The following is a 16,834-nucleotide window of genomic DNA, read 5'->3' as shown; positions in this document are numbered from 1 at the left end:
GAGTGAAAATAAGTGGCACGTGCCGGGACCGTTTGGGACGGCCCGGGCGTTTTGCTCCTGCAATGTTAGCAGGCAAAGGGCCGGAAGAGCGGGTATAAACTCGTCAAAGAAGGGGGGAAATTGATCAATCCTCCCCTTTTACCAGGTTCAGTTCACCACTGAATGTATTGCGGTAACGCCGGATGTAAGCGCTGGGGTTCATCCCAAACAGGCGGGCAAACTGCTCCCGGAAATATTTGGGATCACTGATGCCTACCTGGAAGGCGGCCTGGTTTACGTTGTAATTTTCACGGATCATGAGCACGGCGGCCCGGCGCAGGCGGATGGAGCGCACGAAGGCGTTGATGGATTGCCCGGAGATGGCCTTCACCTTGCGGTACAGGCCAGAGTGGCTCATGCCCAGGGCCATGGCCAGCTTTTTTACCTGGAAATCGTCCTTGTCCAGGTTATCCTCCACGATCTCGATGCAGCGTTTCAGGAAATCCCGGTATGCTGCCGGCACCTTCACGCTGCTTTCCCGGAGGGTGATGCGGTCAAAGAAATACTGGCGCAGCAACTGGCGGTTTTTCAGGAGGGTGTGCACGCGGGCCAGCAGCATTTCATCGGCAAAGGGTTTGGTAATATAATCGTCCGCCCCGCCGCTGATGCCTTCCAGCCGGGTCTCATCGCGCGTACCGGCGGTGAGCAGCACCACGGGGATATGGCCCAGGGCCTCGCTGGCCTTGAGCTGGGCGCAGAGGGCGATGCCATCCATGCCCTCCATTTCCACGTCGCTGATCACCAGGTCTGGCTGGCAGCGCTGGGCCAGGGCAAGGCCGCTTTCCCCATCGGCGGCTTCATATATGATAAAGGAGTCGCGGAAAAGCTGTTGCAGGTAGCGCCGCATTTCCGGCTGGTCATCTATAATAAGGAGGCTTTGCTTTTCAGACACCAGGGCCCCGGCACTGGCCGGGCTGGCCGGCTGGGCGTCCGTGGCTGGCAGGGCTTCTTCCATCAGCTCTTCCAGCAGTTCCGGCTTACCACACTTTTCCGGCAGGGAGCCGGCAGGCGCTATGCCCTCCGGCAGGTACACGGTAAAAGTAGTGCCCTGCCCCGGCGTACTTTCATATTGTACGCGGCCCTGGTGGCTTTCAATAAAATGCCGTACCAGGTACAGGCCAATGCCGAACCCGGACTGCTTGCCCCTTTCACCCTGGCGGAATTTTTCAAAGATGCGCCGCCCCGCTTCCGGTGCAATGCCACTCCCGCTGTCCTGCACCACGATGCATACACCGCCATCCTCCGGTGTAACGGTAACGGCTATACGCCCCTGGTCCGGGGTGAATTTAAACGCGTTGGACAATAAATTAAACAGCGCGATCTCCAGTTTTTCCGCATCGCCAAAGAGTGGCAGGGACGGGGCATCGCAGGTGAAGGAGTAGTGGATCTGCTTACTGCGGGCCTGTTGTAAAAAACAGGCATATACCTCCTGGCAAAGTTCCCGCATGTCCAGGGTGCTGATATGCAGCTGGTCTGCCCCGGTATCTGCCTTGCGGAACAGGAGCAACTGGTCCACGAGGCTGAGAAGGCGGCGCGCATTGCGGTAAATGGTGCCCAGGTCATCGGGGCTGGCGCCCTTTTGCAGCGCGGCTTTCAGGGGATTGATGATGAGCGTGAGCGGGGTGCGGAATTCATGGGATACATGGGTAAAGAAAGACAGCTTTTTCTCATTGAGGTCTTTCTCTTTTTCTTTTTCCACCCGCGCCAGTTGTACCTCATAGCGCAGGCGTTCCTGGCGTTGTTTATACTTCACATACCCGTACACGGTAAAAAATACCAGGAGCACATACGCCGTGTACGCCCACCAGCTGCGGTACCAGGGAGGCAGTACAATGATGCGGATGGTCTTTGCCACGCCCGTCCAGCGCCCGGCACCGTTGGATGCCATGACATGCAGCACATACATCCCTTCCTGCAGGTGGGTGTAAATGGCCTGGCGCAGGGAACCGCTGTAGGTCCAGTTCTTATCCCAGCCTTCCAGGAACCAGGCGTAGCTGATCTTATCCGGCGCTGTATATTCCAGCGCCACGAAGTCAAAGGCCAGGGAGGCTTTGTTATACGGGATGGTAAGGCTACCGGCAATAGGCACCGGCTTGTTGTCTACCCGGATATTGTCAATGAAAAGCCGCAATGGTGCCGTGTCTTCCCGCACCCGGTCCGGGTAAAAAATATTGAAACCCTTAATGCCGCCAAAGAGCATTTCCCCGGCACTGGTCTTTAAAGCCGCGTTGAAGGTGAACTGGTTGCTCTGCAGCCCGTCTGATTGTGTAAAGTTGCGGAACACTTTGTGTTGGGGATCAAAGCAGGACAAGCCGCTGAAAGTACTGACCCAGAGGTGGCCGCGCTCATCTTCCAGTATGCGGAGGATGGAATTGCCCGGCAGCCCAGCTGCGGTAGTGAAGCGCTCAAAGCGGCCGGTGCTGCGGACAAAGCGCAGCAATCCCCCACTCTCCGTGCCCACCCAGAAATTGCCGTAGCGGTCCTCATGCAGGCTGCGCACGGTGTAGCCCAGCTTGAAGATCTTATGCCGTTTGTGTACCGGGTCTATGAGGATGAGCGATGAGTAATCGCCCGCCCAGAGCTGGCCCCGGGCGTCTTCCGCCATGCACTGCACATTGGAAATGGCGGGGTCAAAGATCTCGAACTTATGCAGGGCCTTGTTAAAAATATAGAGGGTACCGTTATTAGAGGTGCTGGCCCAAAGCCTTTGCTGGCGGTCTTTGTAGAGGAGCCATGCATTTTTCTCTTCCGCTTTGGTGACGGGATTGTACATGGTAAAATGCTCAAAGGTTTTGGTGCGGGGATCAAAACGGTGCACCCCGGCAAACCAGGTGGACACCCATACATACTGGTCGTCATCCGCAAGGATGCTGGTGATAAAGTTGCTGCCAATGCTGCCTGCCTGTTGCGGATCGTGCTGGTAAGTGGTGTAGGTATCACGGGCGCGGTCCCAGTAGCGGAGGCCATCCCCGTCCGTGCCTATCCAGATGTTGTGATGGGCATCTTCCGCAAAGGACAGCATAAAGTTGCTGGTCATCCGGGGGCCAAAACGATGCGTATTGAAAGGGTTTTGATGTGCTTCAATAAGGTTGATGCCCCCGCGCAGGGAGCCGATCCACTTGCGCCCGTCTGTATCTTCATACACTGCATAAATTGCATTGCTGTTAATGCCCGGTTGCGCTACCAGCTTGCTTTCCCCGGGGGCCAGGGTCATGACCCCGTCTCCATCCAGGGCCACCCAGAGGGTGCCTTGCCGGTCCAGGCAAAGGCTTACGATCTTGCTTACATCCTGGCAATAGTTAAGTGAGAACTGGTGCGTGGCAATGTCGTACCGGTATAAGCCACTGTCGTTGCCCAGCCAGAGATGGCCCTGGGCATCTGCCTGCAGGCAGTTAGCGTGGCGGATGCTGCTGCTTACCAGTTCCAGTGCATGGGAGGTACTATCGAAATGATAGAGCCCTTCGTGTTGTACAAAGATCCAGGAGGTTTCAATAGCGGTGACTTCGTAATGTAAATTGCCGCGGAGCGGTATAGTGCTACCTATATGATTGCCGGGGCTGAACACCAGCAGCCCGTTATTTTCCGTACCTGCCATCATGCTGCCCCCGGGCGTGCTGCGCAACTGGTGGATGTTGTTGGTAACCGGCAGGGCCTTTCCACCGCGTAACTGGTACCAGGCAGGGCTAAACAAATTGCGCTGGGGATCGTAAATGCTGATGCCTTTGCGCCCGCCCACCCAAAGGGCGCCATCGCTTCCTCCGGCCAGGTTATACACGGCATTGTCTGCCAGGGAGGTAGTATCACCAATGATATTGCGGAAGATCTTGAAAGAGTAGCCGTCATAGCGGTTCAGCCCATCGTAGGTACCAAACCACATAAATCCTTTGGCATCCTGATAAATGCAGGTCACGGCATTGTTGGAGAGCCCATGCTCAATACCGAGGTAGCGCACCGGGCGTTCGTCCGCAAATAAGTGTCTATAACACAATAATATTAACAGCAGCAGGATGTGGCGTTTCATGACGGGCATCATTTTCATAACGTAGAACGGGATAAAGATAGGAAAAAAAAAGCCCGCGCCATCCGGCACGGGCCTTTAAAAAGCACCGTCATAACCCTCAGCGGGTACTGATCATCAAAGTCTTCCCTTGTTTCAGGTCTGCATCCTGCAGGTAATAGTCCGTAATTTTCTTTCCCCCCACCTCCAGGTGCGTGATCTTTTTTCCTTTTCCCTGCTTCACGATGGTAAACGTTTTACCATTATCCAGTTTCATTTCCACTTTGTCGAACAGTGGCACAGACACGATATACTTTGGATCTGCGGGAGAGAACGGGTAAAAGCCCATGGCGTTAAATACGTACCAGCTGGAATTTTCGCCGGCATCGTCCATGCCGGAGTAGGCCAGGTGTGCTTTCCCCATATCGTAAAAATGATTCAGGATGCTGTCCAGGATCACCTGTGATTTTTCCTGCCTGCCCACGAAATAATAAAGGAAAGGATAGCTGTGGTCCGGCTGGTTGCCCTGCGTGTACTGGCCAATGAAGCCGGAAATATTGTACGCTTCATAGCCCTGCCAGGGATAACTGAAAAGGGAATCTACTTTCTGCTCAAAGGCCTTCCTGCTGGGAAACAGTTTTACCAGGCCATCCATGTCATGCGGGGCAAAGAAGGACGATTGCCAGGCGTTTGCCTCGCGGTACATGTATTCGTAATAAGGATAATCCGGGTTGAAATTTTTTACCCAGTCGCCGTTTTCCAGGCGGCCCCGCATGAAGCGGGTGGATGGGTCAAAGACGTTTTTGTAATTGCCGGTACGTTTCATCAGCATGCGGTAGTTAGCCGTATCGCCCAGGGAATGGGCCAGTTGGGCCAGGGCGTAATCATCGTAGGCGTATTCCAGTGTTTTGGTCACAGCGGCTTTGGTCACCGTTTCTATTACCGGGTGCTCCACTTCTTTTTCTGCGATGTAACCACGGGTGGCATATTCAGTAATGTAAGGGCGCGTGCCGCCTTCTACCGTGGCATTGCGCAGCAACTGCTGGTAGGCGCGCTGCACATCATAACCGCGGATGCCGCGCAGGTAAGACCCTGCTACAAATGCAGCTGCATGATCTCCATGGAAGAAGGTGGGCATAAAGCCGGTCTTCTCTCCCTTGTCTATGAGCGACTGGATCACGTTGGCCGTTACCCTGGGTTCCAGGAGGCCAAGTAATACCAGCTTGTTGCGGTAATCGTCCCACAGGGATGGCTCTGTGTAGTAATCAAATCCCTTGTTCACCACTTCGCCTTTGTTGTTGGTAAAATCGCCGTTGATGTCGCTGCGCAAAGCAGGCCACAGGAAAGAACGGTACAGGCAGGAATAGAATAAGCCCCGCTGCCGTTCCGTGCCGCCCGTGATCTTTATTTTAGACAGCAAGGCATTCCAGGTATTGGCACCACCTTCCCGCACTGTTTCAAAAGCATCCCTTCCTATTTCTTTTTCCAGGTTTTCCTTTGCATTGTTAATGCTTACAAACGAAAAGCCGATCCGTAGCTCCAGCGCCCCTGTCCCGTTTTCAAAATGCAGCACCGGCACTACCTTTTTCCGTCCCTGCAGGGAGTCAATACGGCTAATGCGGTGGTTGGCCACGGCATAGAAATACATCTTCTCTCCGGCATGCTGGTAGCCGGTGAACACGTGGTCATCCTGCTGGCGGATATTCCAGTCGTGCACGCGTTCATTGGATTCCGACAGGTCTGCGATCACGTTTTCCGGCTGGCCGGCTTTGAACGTATAGCGGTGAAAGCCGCAACGAAGCGTGGAGGTGAGCGCTGCATTTACATCATAGCGCTGCAGGTATACCTGGTAGTAAGCAGGATGGGCACTCTCACGGCTATGGCTATACGCTGATGCATAGTCGTCTGCAGTAAAGCCGGTGGTGGCGGGCAGCAGCGGAATGTAGCAAAGGTTCCAGTGACCCTTACTGGTATGGGCAAAACCGTAAATGGTAGTGTCTTCATACTGGTAGCCGGAACCGCTGTGGAATTGGGTGACCGGTGTGAGTTGCACCATGGCATTGGGCCGGGATGCACCGGGGAACACTTCTGCGCCCCAGGTGCGATGGGTGGGCGTGTACCCTACATCTTTGGCATCCCAGATGGTGGCGGTACCGAGGAACGGGTTTACATAATCAAACGGACTTCGCTGGGCCTGGGTGGTAATGGCCCAGCACGACAGCACAACGAGGAATAATCTAGCTTTCATGGTTTCCTTTTAAATAATGGCAGAACGGGTATATCACGTATAAGTGTACAAAATACGCCTTCACACACAAATTTGTTAATTATTTGGGCAAGATGCAAGGTGACGGATCAAAAAAAGGAGATTAAAAAAAGCAGGGGCTGGCACGCCGGGGAATTGATTTTCATGCTAACTTAACAGCCGTAACTGTGAAGTATATACGCCCCCAAACACCGACGCACGGCAAATCCAGGAGTACAGCCCTTAAGTAGCATACAAAATCTTGCATATTCTTCAACCTTAATCTCATACGCATGAAACTAAAATCATTACTCCCCGCAGCCATCCTTTTGGTGGCCACCTCTTTCTTAATTACATCCTGCGGCAAAGACGGCGCTACCGGCCCAGCGGGTGCCGCCGGGGCACAGGGGCCTGCCGGTCCCGCCGGCTCCAAAGGCGATAAAGGTGATAAAGGTGACACTGGCACCGCTAACGTGATCTACTCCGACTGGCTGGATGTGGGATTCTCTCCTGACACCGTTCATACCCCCGGCGGTGGGATAGATACGCTCGGTTACTATGCGGGCATAGAGGCCCCCAAACTTGACCTCACTATGCTGACCACTGGTGAAATGCATTTGTATGTGAACATTAACACCGCAGATGACCCCGTGATAGCACCCCTGCCTTATGCGGACGAAAATGGGGTTATTATCCGTTACATTGCATACACCGGCGTATTCGAGATCCATTCCAACATAGACCCTGGTACACAGCAGGATAACAATGGTGTGAAATACCAGCAGTACCGTTACGTACTGGTACCCGGCGGATCAGCGGCACGCATGAAAAATGTAGTGGACTGGAATAATTATGCGGCGGTAAAGGCATACCTGAACCTGAAGGATTAAACAGGCAGTAAAAACACCGGCCAGTCATCAACGGGGCTGCATCACCAGTAGGATGCAGCCCCGTTCTGCATCCGGGCTACCTGTGTAAATGCGATGCAGGATAAGTGCCCCGGCTGCTGTCAGCCATTTTGCCTTAGCCTTCATCCAAGGCCCAAAAACAGGTAAAGCCGGCGATCACCGGCTTTACTGTCCACTGGCACAGGACAGACAATCCTGACTTTTTTGGGGTTCGCTCAACAGACATTTTTGACAATGGAGGCAAAGGTAGCCGGGCCCTGCGGGCCGGCCAATAGCTGTTTTAAGCTATTGCTTTTGATGGCCGGATTGCGTATCTTGAAATACCTTTCGTATGCCTAATCTATTCTGTATGCAGATCCAGCGATCCCTGAGCCCGACGTACGAAAAGCATTTGCAGGACATCTTCTATGCAAAGGACACTTTTGACGAACGGCAGATACCTCAACTATTCCAGAAAGCAGCGGTACTCCACACGGCCCTGCACCACACCTCGCCGGTTTTCTTCCTGGTTGACTACACACGGTCGCAGTACCTCGTAATGTCCGGTGGCACCAAGATCATTACCACGTATGATCCCCGTGAATTCATGGAGGGTGGCATACCCATGCTGCGCAGCATTTACCAGCGGGATGATTTTAAAGTATACAATGAATCCATATTCCCGGCCAATATTGACTTCCTGTCCTCCCAACCGCAGCACCTGCACCAGGAATTTATCTTTACTTATAATTTCCGCATCCGCAACAAAGCCGGGCGGGATGTACAGTTGCTGCAGCGGGGCTGTTACATCACCTCCGCAGCAACCGGCCTGCCGCTTTTCAGCCTGGGCACGGCCACAGATATTACGTTGTTTAAAAAGGACACGCTCATCCATCATACCATAGAAAGGCAGTACGATGTGAAGGGACGGCCGGTGCAGGCATTGATGGCTGAAAACCATTTTTACCCGCAAGAGGAAGACCGCCTGCTCACCACGCAGGAACACCGCATTCTTTCTTACATGGCGGAAGGCTGGAGCAGCAAGCAGATAGCAGCGCATGTGAATATTGCAGAGAATACCGTTTCCAACCACCGCAAGAATATGCTGCGCAAGACCAATACCAAGAACATGGCAGAACTGATTGCCTATGCTTTCCGCCACCGGCTCCTCTGAGATTACAATTCCATCTCATGCAATATTTCCTCACCGCAGGCGGACTGCGGATCCACTACCACCGGCGGGGCAGCGGCCCCCGTGGCATTATCTTTATACCACAGGCATCGGGCGATGGCTTTTCCTGGCAGGCCTCGATGGAAAGCCCGGCCCTTGCGGACTTCCAACGTGTTTACATTGATCCTGCCGGCCACGGGCAATCTGCTTTCAGCGCCGCGCCGGATGAAGATTATACGGTGCCTGGCATGGGTGCTACACTGGCGGCCACCATCGCTGCACTGCAACTCACAGATTACATCCTGGTAACGGCTTCCCTTGGCAGCAACATTGCCGCAGAAGCACTTCCCCTGCTGCACGGATGCAAAGGCTTGTTCATGGTAGGCCCCTGTGTGCTGGGGCAAGGCATAACGCCGGCAGAGATCATCACCGCCTTTCCTTACGCAGGCCTGCTCACCGCCGCCCATCCGCCAGACGAGGACCTGCAACACTACATGCAAGGCCTGGTGGTACGCCAGGACGCAGCCACCATTACCCGCCTGGTCAATGCTTACCGTAACACCGATCCGCAGTTTCGCGTATCACTCGGGGCGTCCCTGGCAAGGGCTGCCTGGAGTGATGAAATAAGTAACCTGCAACAAGCCGGGCTACCCGTGGCCATTGTCTTTGGAGAAAATGAAGCGATCGTGAACATGCAATACCTGGATAACGTACCACTCCCCCGCTGGCAGAACCAGGTGCATGTGATCAAAGCGGCCGGCCACCTGGCGCAGCTGGATCAACCGGCTGTTTTTGAAGCGTTGCTTTGCAGGTTTATTGCAGATGTGTTTTAAATGCTCCAGCTTTTAGGGAGGTTGTAAGCCGCTATTTAATTTCCATTGTCAATATGTACCAGGCGCCGGTTTGCCCGGAAACCGGCTGGAGGGCAAGCCGCTACCGGAGAACAAAGGCCCTTTCCGCCTGGTGGAAGGGGAGCGCAAGCCTGCCCGCAACTGTTTCCAGGTAACGGAGATCACCGTGGGTATAGTGAAAGATTAAAACAGCCTGCTATCTTATAACTCCCTTCACTACGTATATAGGTCACCGTTACTACCCGTTCCATTGGCAACACTAAATTAAAAGAAACGTAACCTTCGCTTAACACTAAAACAGAAAAAGCATATTACTATTGCTTTCCGTTTCGACACAGACATACAAACCTATCACCGCACGCCCTGGGACGAAGTGTGCGGCATGTACAATTTATTACTATTTGATACTGTTTACCGTGGCACTGTACGCTTAATACCAATTTTAAACAGTCCACCCGGATCGCCGTAAGAAGCGATTTTTCATTTACGCCGTGAGAAGCGTTTTTTTTCAAAGCATTCCCCTCAGCCGCAGTAGCGCGAAACTGCCGGTACGGGCTCATATTGTCCATTAATATCAAAGCTTAATAGCAGACTGCCAATGAACAAACAAATCATCCTGGTGGCAGCGGCCCTTTTGTGCGCCGCCAGCCCCGCTATGGCCAACGCGACAACCTATCGCAGTTTTGACCAGGTAGCCCGGCAAGAGCCCATCAAAGGCATCATCGTAGGTGCAGATGGTACTCCGATCCCCGGCGCCACCGTGAAATCAGCCATTACCAACCGTGTAACCACAACAGACAACCGTGGCCAGTTCTCCCTGCAGGCTGCGGAAGGTGAAAAACTGGTGATCTCTTTCATCGGTTACACCACACTGGAAGCCACTGCCAGCAACACTTTCATGAAACTCACCCTTACAGAAAGCAACAGCAAGCTGGGTGAAGTAGTGGTAGTAGGTTATGGCAACCAGACCAAGGCCGATGTAACCGGCGCATTAACACAATTAAAAGCAGACAATATCCGCCAGGGTGTAAACATCTCTGTAGATAACATGCTGCAGGGCCGCGTATCCGGTGTGCGCATTGCACAGAGCAGTGGTGAGCCCGGTGCCGGCGTGGATGTATTCATCCGCGGGGTGGGCTCTATCCGCAGCGGTAGTACGCCCCTGTTTGTAGTGGATGGTGTGCCCCTGAGCAATGATAATGTAAGTGCGGGCGGTCCTGATTTTGGCCTGGGTAGTTCCGAGCCTAAGAACCCGCTGAACTTCCTCAACACCAGTGATATTGAAACCGTGACCGTACTGAAAGACGCCTCTGCAGCGGCTATCTACGGGGCAAGAGGCTCTAATGGCGTAGTGCTGATCACCACCAAGCGTGGCAGCAAAGGCAATGGCACCCTCACGTACGACATGTATGTAGGTAACGCCAAAGTGATCAAAAAACTGGACGTACTGGATGCGGCGGAATACCGCAAAGCCCTGGTGGACCCGGCCTATGACCACAAAGGCAATACCGACTGGCAGGACGTGATCTTCCGCAACGGTTTTGTACAGAACCATAATATCAGCTTTGCAAAGACCACTAACACCGGCGCTTACATGGCCTCCATTTCCCGCCTGGACCAGGATGGTATTGTAAAGAACAGCAGCTTCAAAAGAACCACTGCGCGTTTGAACGCGGAAGAATCTTTCTTCGACGATAAGCGCCTGGTAGTGAAAATGAACCTGACCGCCAGTGATATCAATGAAACCGGTATCCCCAACGGTAACACCGCCGGCTCTGACGGACAGCTGATCATCCACGCACTGATGGCCAATCCTACCCGCTCTGTGTATGACTCTACCGGCAACTATACGAACTTTAACATGAACGCGCACTACAACCCTGCGTACCTGCTGAGCATCTACAACGACAAGACCAACACCTTCCGCGTGCTGGGCAACGTAGAAGCCGCACTGCGCCTGGCAAAGGGACTGAATTACCGCTTTAACTACGGTGTGGACAAGTCTACCTCTGAGCGCAATACCACCATCTACCCGAACATCACGGACCGTACGCCCCTGGGCGCTTACGTGCAGAACAACCTGCAGTCCACCACTACCCTGCTGGAACATTACCTGACCTACAACCTGGCGATCAACAAGCACCAGTTTGAAGCGCTGGGTGGCTTCTCATACCAGCAATTCAAATTCTCCGGTACTGCCTTTGGGGTACAGGGCATTTCCAAGCAGGGCCAGGGCGTAGATCCTGAGTACAATCCCGGCTACTCCGGCACGCCCACCACACCGAGCGGCTATGCCCAGGAAAATGAACTGCAGTCTTTCTTTGGCCGTATCAACTACAACTACGATAACCGCTACCTGCTCACCGCTTCCATGCGTGCAGACGGTTCTACCCGTTTTGGAGAGAACAACAAGTATGGTTACTTCCCTTCTGTAGCGGTAGGCTGGACCCTCTCCCAGGAAAATTTCCTGAAGCCCATCACGGCTATTGAAGACCTGAAACTGCGCGCCAGCTGGGGCCAGACGGGTAACCAGGAAGTGCCGAACAAGATCACACAGGCCAGCTACTCCCTTTCCACCGGCTCTGGTTACTACCTGTACGGCGACCAGAAACTGGTGAACGGTGTAACCGTGAACCGTACTGCCAACCCCGACCTGCGTTGGGAACTGGTAGAACAGGTGAACATTGGCCTCGACTTTGGTCTCTGGAAGAACAAGCTCTATGGTTCATTGGAATACTTCAACAAGACCACGAAGAATCCCATCCTCAACATTCCTTCCGGTCCGCTGAGTCCCACTACTACGGTGTGGAAGAACGTGGACGCCCTGATCGTGAACAAAGGTTTTGAATTCAGCCTGGGCTCACAGATCGTGCGGACTCAGAACTTTAACTGGACCGTGGACGTGAACGGCGCTACCCTGAAGAACAACATCAAGGACCTGCCCGTATCTGAGCTGTATTCCGGCAGCATTTCCGGCCCCGGCCTGTCTGGCGTGAATGCAAACATCTATAAGAACGGTTATGAAGCAGGTTCTTTCTTCATGCTGAAACACCTTGGTTATGACAAGGATGGTAAAGACATTTTTGAAGACAAGAACAAGGATGGCGCCATCAACCAGCTGGACCGCGAGATCTTCAAAGGTGCGCTGCCCAAATTCAACTTTGGCCTGAACAGCCAGATGCGTTACCAGGACTTTGACCTGGCCTTCTCATTCATTGGACAAACCGGCGGCTACCTGGTAAACAACACTGCGCTGGACCTCAACATCAACAGCCTCGCATCTGACCGTAACGTGCTGCGTAAATATTACGAAGCAAAAGCCAGCACCACCAACCCCGTGCAGCTGTCGTCCCTCTACCTGGAGAAATCCGACTTCATCCGCCTGAGCAATCTGCGCCTGGGTTACACCCTGCCACTGTCCCGGCTCACGTGGCTGAAATCACTGAACATTTATGTAAGTGCGCAGAACCTGTTCACGATCACCAAGTATTCCGGTTATGATCCGCTGGTGAACACCACCAAGACGGTGGGCGGTAACCAGTCACTGGGTGTTGACTACGCCACTTACCCTGCATCCAAAACCTACCTCGTAGGTGCCACCGTTAAATTCTAAGCAACATTACCATGAAAACATTGAAATATACATTGGGTTCCCTGCTGCTCGTAATGGGTATGAGCGCTTGTACGAACCTGCATGAAAAAGTGATCGATGAGGTGCTGGGCTCTAACAATGCCAGCCCGGAAAACGCGCTGGCAGCGGCTTACGGCCAGATGGACGATGGTACGTTTGTAGACCACAGCCAGGTATTTGCCATGCAGGAATACACTACGGATGAAGCCCTGCTGCCCACCCGTGGCAGCGACTGGGGTGATGGTGGTGTGTGGCGCACCATGCACGAATTTACCTGGGCACCTGATAACTCCATCGTAACCACCACGTGGAACTCCCTGAATGCGGGCATTACCAAATCCCTGACCGCTATCAGCACGGTGAATAATGCCAAGGATTTCAGCCAGCGCACCCTGTTTATGGCAGAAGCCCGCGGCATGCTGGCCTTCTACACCTATCACACGCTGGACCTGTTTGGACAGGCACCCTACCGCAACCCGCTGGTGGCAAACGCCCCGCTGGAAGTAAAACGCGCCGATACTGCCATTGATGGCCTGATCCGAGAGGTAGAAGCCATCCTGCCAGACCTGGCAGACCTGGGCACCCAGAACACCCACAACGGCCGCTTCACCAAACAGGCCGCCTATGGCCTGCTGGCAGATATGTACATGAACCGCGCCGTGTTCAAAAACCGTTATGCTGCCACCTTCAACTTCAAGGAATCAGCCGTAGACGGCAAGGGCACTGACATGGATAAAGTAATTGAATACACTTCCAAGCTGATCAGCGATCCCCGCTTCTCCCTGGAGCAGAATTATTTCAGGAACTTTGACATTGATAACAACGGCAGACCGGAACTGATCTTCGTGGTAGACCAGCAGATCAACAACCTGCGCAGCAGCTCCAACTCCATTGCTTACATGCCTACAGAAAGAAGCCAGAAACCTTCCCCGCTGAACCGTGGCACCAATGCAACCTGCACCACGCCTGAGTTCTATGCCACCTGGGATAACAACCACGACGATCCCCGCTTTACACGCCACTACCAGTATGCGGATGGCACCTGGTTCAAAAATGACGGCACAGACGTAAGCGTACCGGCCACCAGCACGGTGGCAAACAGTGGCGGCCAACCCTGGTTCCACTTTAACCGTGGCATGCAGGTAGGCCAGCAGTATGGCCCCACCCTGGCTTCCGGTGGTGGTTTTGTAATGACAACCGATAGCCGCATTAAAGTGTCTAAACTGTATTGCGAAAAGAATACGTCCCTGCCGGTAGACTTTACCCCGGCCCTCGACTTCGACAACCCTACCCAGTCTGTATTTACCCAGGCGCAGATCAACCGTGGCGTGCGCGTGTTCAAGTTTGAATTTGACCCGGAGAAAGATAATGGCTCCAGCAACGTGGACATTCCCCTGTTCCGCCTGGGTGGCATGTACTGCCTGCGTGCAGAAGCCTACTTCCGTAATGGTAGCAATGCCCTGGCCCTGGCAGATGTGAACAAGCTGCGCACCAGCCGTACCAATGATGCACTGTCTGGCAGCACCGCCGGCAAAGCACTGGCCACCCTGGATGACAAGGCACTGTACAACGAGATCGGTTACGAGCTGTATTGGGAAATGTACCGCAGGAAAACGGCTATCCGTTTTGGCAAGTTTGAAGACGTGGGCACTGCCAAACCCGCTTCACAGCCGTACCGCAGGATCTTCCCCATCCCTCAGTCTATCATGGATGCCAGCAAGGCGTTTATACAGAATGACAAGTACTAGTTGTTAATCCTGATACTAACAAAAGCGGCCGTTCTCAAAATTTAAGAGAACGGCCGCTTTGTATTTTATGCCCTGCATGCGGGGCTTTTTTATTTCCCTAAAAAGCTGATGGCGGCGGGCACAAACAGGCCCGGGCGCTGGAACACGGCCGCGGGTGCAGCATCCGGGTAGAGCACCCGTTTTGCATTGGGCAGGTATTGCGCCATATTCTTTGCGTTCTGCACCGGCAGGTCTGTTTCGCCCCGCGCTATTAAATATTGGGCCCCCAAAATGTCCGGTTCACGGTAAATGAACTGGACTCCGGGGCTCTCCATTTCTAACTTCGTGCAAAAAACAGCCATGACACGGAAAACAGCCATCGTCGCTATCGCACAGGCAGGCAACGAAACTGGTATGGTCCTTACATCAATGGCCCGGTAAATGGCGGGAATATCAATACATTTGTCCATCACAATACTTAATTGCTTCATGCAACAAACCCGCTTTAAAATATCACACGCCACCATCTGGGTCAGTTCCATTTTCCTGGGGCTTTTATCCTCGGTGCCGCAGATCGCGGAGCAACATTTTAACCTGGCGGAAGCCGCGGTAAATGCGGGCCTGACCAGCACCTTCTCCCTGCTCATGTGGTATTTCAATATCTACATACTGAACCGCCAGCCGGCGCAGCGGCACAGGCAAAGCATCTCCTACGCTAAGCTGCTGAGCAGCCTTTTATTTGGCCTGGCCGTGATGCTGGGCCTGGCCTGGGTGCAACAACTCATCCTGTCGCATATCAATTTTGGCCCGGTAATGCTTATGGTGGAGGTGCGCGGTATCCTCATCAACCTGGTGTTCTACATGTTCCTGCACCTGTTGCAGCAGAACTACGAGAACCAGCAGGTAAGCATGGAGCTGGAACAGATCAAGAATGATAACCTCAGCGCGCAATATGAATTACTGAAACAACAGGTAAACCCACACTTCCTTTTTAACAGTCTCAATACCCTGAAAGCCATGGTAGAAACCGGGGATGAGGAAGCGGTGAACTTTATCCTGAAGCTTTCTAACTTCTACCGCTATACGCTGGAAAGCCGCAAGCTGGACCTCATCCACGTAAGCGAGGAAATGGAGATCCTCCATGCTTACCTGTTCCTGCAAAAGGCCCGCTTTGACAAGGGTATCGCTTTTGAAAGTCAACTATCAGAAAAGACGCTGGGCACGCTCATACCACCTTTTACCCTGCAGCTGCTGGTGGAAAACTGCATTAAACACAATGTGGTATCCCTCCAGAAGCCGCTGCGTATCCGCATTTACGAAGAGCACGACCACATCGTGATAGAGAACCCGGTGCAGTTGAAAACCGGCGAAGCCTCTACCGGCGTAGGCCTCAAAAACATTGACCTGCGCTACAACCACCTGCTGCAGCAACACATTGACATCATCAACGACCAAAAAATTTTCCAGGTAAAACTTCCGCTTATCCATGAATATCATCATCATTGAGGACGAACTCAAAACAGCGCAATCGCTGGAAAAGATCATCAAAGGGCTGCGCCCGGAAGTCCGCATCGTGGGGCAATACCAGAGCGTGGAAGACAGTGTGGCCGCCCTTGCAGGGAGCCCCATGCCAGACCTTCTTTTCATGGATGTACAACTGGCGGACGGGCTTTGCTTTGAGATCTTTAAGGCAGTGGACATCACCTGCCCGGTGGTATTCTGTACCGCCTTTGACGAATATTCCCTCAGGGCTTTTAAAAGTAACGGGGTGGACTACGTGCTGAAACCTTTCTCCAAAGACGACATTGCAGCGGCTTTCAAAAAGGTGGATGAGCTGAAGAACTTCTTCCAGCAGAAAGCCGCACCCACACCGGATCTCAGCGACCTGCTGGCTAAACTGGGCGCCCCCGCCGGTAAGACCAGCTTCCTGGTATTCCTGAACCAGAAATACAAGACCATCAACGTGGAGGACATTGCCTTTTTCTACATTCGCCATGACTCCAGCTGGATCATGACATTTGACAAGCAGCAATATCCGGTCAACCAATCACTGGACCAGCTTACGCAGGCCGTATCTGCCAAACAGTTCTTCCGGCTCAACCGCCAGTACCTGGTAAACTTCAAGGCTATCAAGGAAGTAGCGCCTTATTTCCTGCGTAAGCTGTATGTAAAGCTGTCCATTGAAACACCGGAAAAACTGCTGGTGAATAAAGAAAAATCCAACGCCTTTCTCACCTGGATGGAAAACCGCTAGCTGCACGTTCTCTTTAAACACCTTATTTCCCG

The 16,834-nt window shown here is 53.2% G+C and carries 11 protein-coding genes; 8 read left to right on the top strand and 3 right to left on the bottom strand.

Features of this window, described 5'->3' with window-relative positions; genetic code table 11:
- Nucleotides 1–124 precede the first annotated feature (124 nt).
- Nucleotides 125–4,060 carry a hybrid sensor histidine kinase/response regulator transcription factor gene (locus tag DCC81_RS18220; protein ID WP_108688307.1) on the bottom strand — a complete coding sequence of 1,312 codons (3,936 nt, stop codon included), beginning with the start codon at nt 4,058–4,060 and terminating at the stop codon, nt 125–127.
- A 97-nt stretch (nt 4,061–4,157) separates the two neighbouring features.
- On the bottom strand, nt 4,158–6,284 hold the full coding sequence (locus tag DCC81_RS18215) for a GH92 family glycosyl hydrolase (protein ID WP_108688010.1): 2,127 nt from the start codon (nt 6,282–6,284) through the stop codon (nt 4,158–4,160).
- 290 nt (nt 6,285–6,574) lie between these two features.
- Between DCC81_RS18215 and DCC81_RS18210 the strand changes: the two genes are divergently transcribed.
- From DCC81_RS18210 to DCC81_RS18190, 6 genes are all read left to right on the top strand, one after another.
- Entirely contained in the window at nt 6,575–7,171 is a 597-nt protein-coding gene (locus DCC81_RS18210; protein WP_133177710.1) for a hypothetical protein, read from the top strand.
- Nucleotides 7,172–7,538: 367 nt separating this feature from the next.
- Nucleotides 7,539–8,342: a response regulator transcription factor gene (locus DCC81_RS18205; RefSeq protein ID WP_165806634.1), complete on the top strand. Its 804-nt coding sequence runs from the start codon at nt 7,539–7,541 to the stop codon at nt 8,340–8,342.
- A 17-nt stretch (nt 8,343–8,359) separates the two neighbouring features.
- The gene (locus tag DCC81_RS18200) at nt 8,360–9,172 is read left to right on the top strand and encodes an alpha/beta fold hydrolase (RefSeq protein ID WP_108688007.1); all 813 of its coding nucleotides are present in this window, start codon (nt 8,360–8,362) and stop codon (nt 9,170–9,172) included.
- Between the two features lie 70 nt (nt 9,173–9,242).
- Nucleotides 9,243–9,377, top strand: coding sequence for a hypothetical protein (locus DCC81_RS25980; protein WP_262510171.1), 135 nt, complete (start codon nt 9,243–9,245; stop codon nt 9,375–9,377).
- Nucleotides 9,378–9,788: 411 nt separating this feature from the next.
- Entirely contained in the window at nt 9,789–12,803 is a 3,015-nt protein-coding gene (locus tag DCC81_RS18195; protein WP_108688006.1) for a SusC/RagA family TonB-linked outer membrane protein, read from the top strand.
- An 11-nt stretch (nt 12,804–12,814) separates the two neighbouring features.
- Nucleotides 12,815–14,569, top strand: coding sequence for a RagB/SusD family nutrient uptake outer membrane protein (locus DCC81_RS18190; protein ID WP_108688005.1), 1,755 nt, complete (start codon nt 12,815–12,817; stop codon nt 14,567–14,569).
- Between the two features lie 89 nt (nt 14,570–14,658).
- Here the strand turns inward: DCC81_RS18190 and DCC81_RS25400 are convergent, their stop codons facing one another.
- Entirely contained in the window at nt 14,659–15,039 is a 381-nt protein-coding gene (locus DCC81_RS25400) for an alpha/beta fold hydrolase (RefSeq protein ID WP_133177709.1), read from the bottom strand.
- On the opposite strand from DCC81_RS25400, the gene DCC81_RS18180 reads away from it, so the two are divergent.
- Nucleotides 15,038–16,054, top strand: coding sequence for a sensor histidine kinase (locus tag DCC81_RS18180; RefSeq protein WP_108688003.1), 1,017 nt, complete (start codon nt 15,038–15,040; stop codon nt 16,052–16,054). The two genes, DCC81_RS25400 and DCC81_RS18180, sit on opposite strands and share 2 nt — an antisense overlap.
- Nucleotides 16,035–16,802: a LytR/AlgR family response regulator transcription factor gene (locus DCC81_RS18175; protein ID WP_108688002.1), complete on the top strand. Its 768-nt coding sequence runs from the start codon at nt 16,035–16,037 to the stop codon at nt 16,800–16,802. The genes DCC81_RS18180 and DCC81_RS18175 overlap by 20 nt, the downstream gene beginning before the upstream one ends.
- Nucleotides 16,803–16,834 lie beyond the last annotated feature (32 nt).

Origin of the sequence: Chitinophaga parva (genome assembly GCF_003071345.1) — a bacterium.
GTDB lineage: Bacteria > Bacteroidota > Bacteroidia > Chitinophagales > Chitinophagaceae > Chitinophaga > Chitinophaga parva.
The sequence above is the reverse complement of the archived record's forward strand: the minus strand, read 5'-3'. Positions and strand labels throughout refer to the sequence as shown.

Bases quoted from the DNA above. Each gene is read 5' to 3' on its own strand.
- DCC81_RS25400 (WP_133177709.1), bottom strand. From the start codon at position 15,039: ATGAAGCAATTAAGTATTGTGATGGACAAATGTATTGATATTCCCGCC.
- DCC81_RS18210 (WP_133177710.1), top strand. From the start codon at position 6,575: ATGAAACTAAAATCATTACTCCCCGCAGCCATCCTTTTGGTGGCCACC.
- DCC81_RS18180 (WP_108688003.1), top strand. From the start codon at position 15,038: ATGCAACAAACCCGCTTTAAAATATCACACGCCACCATCTGGGTCAGT.
- DCC81_RS18195 (WP_108688006.1), top strand. From the start codon at position 9,789: ATGAACAAACAAATCATCCTGGTGGCAGCGGCCCTTTTGTGCGCCGCC.
- DCC81_RS18220 (WP_108688307.1), bottom strand. From the start codon at position 4,060: ATGAAACGCCACATCCTGCTGCTGTTAATATTATTGTGTTATAGACAC.
- DCC81_RS18205 (WP_165806634.1), top strand. From the start codon at position 7,539: ATGCAGATCCAGCGATCCCTGAGCCCGACGTACGAAAAGCATTTGCAG.
- DCC81_RS18200 (WP_108688007.1), top strand. From the start codon at position 8,360: ATGCAATATTTCCTCACCGCAGGCGGACTGCGGATCCACTACCACCGG.
- DCC81_RS18175 (WP_108688002.1), top strand. From the start codon at position 16,035: ATGAATATCATCATCATTGAGGACGAACTCAAAACAGCGCAATCGCTG.
- DCC81_RS18190 (WP_108688005.1), top strand. From the start codon at position 12,815: ATGAAAACATTGAAATATACATTGGGTTCCCTGCTGCTCGTAATGGGT.
- DCC81_RS18215 (WP_108688010.1), bottom strand. From the start codon at position 6,284: ATGAAAGCTAGATTATTCCTCGTTGTGCTGTCGTGCTGGGCCATTACC.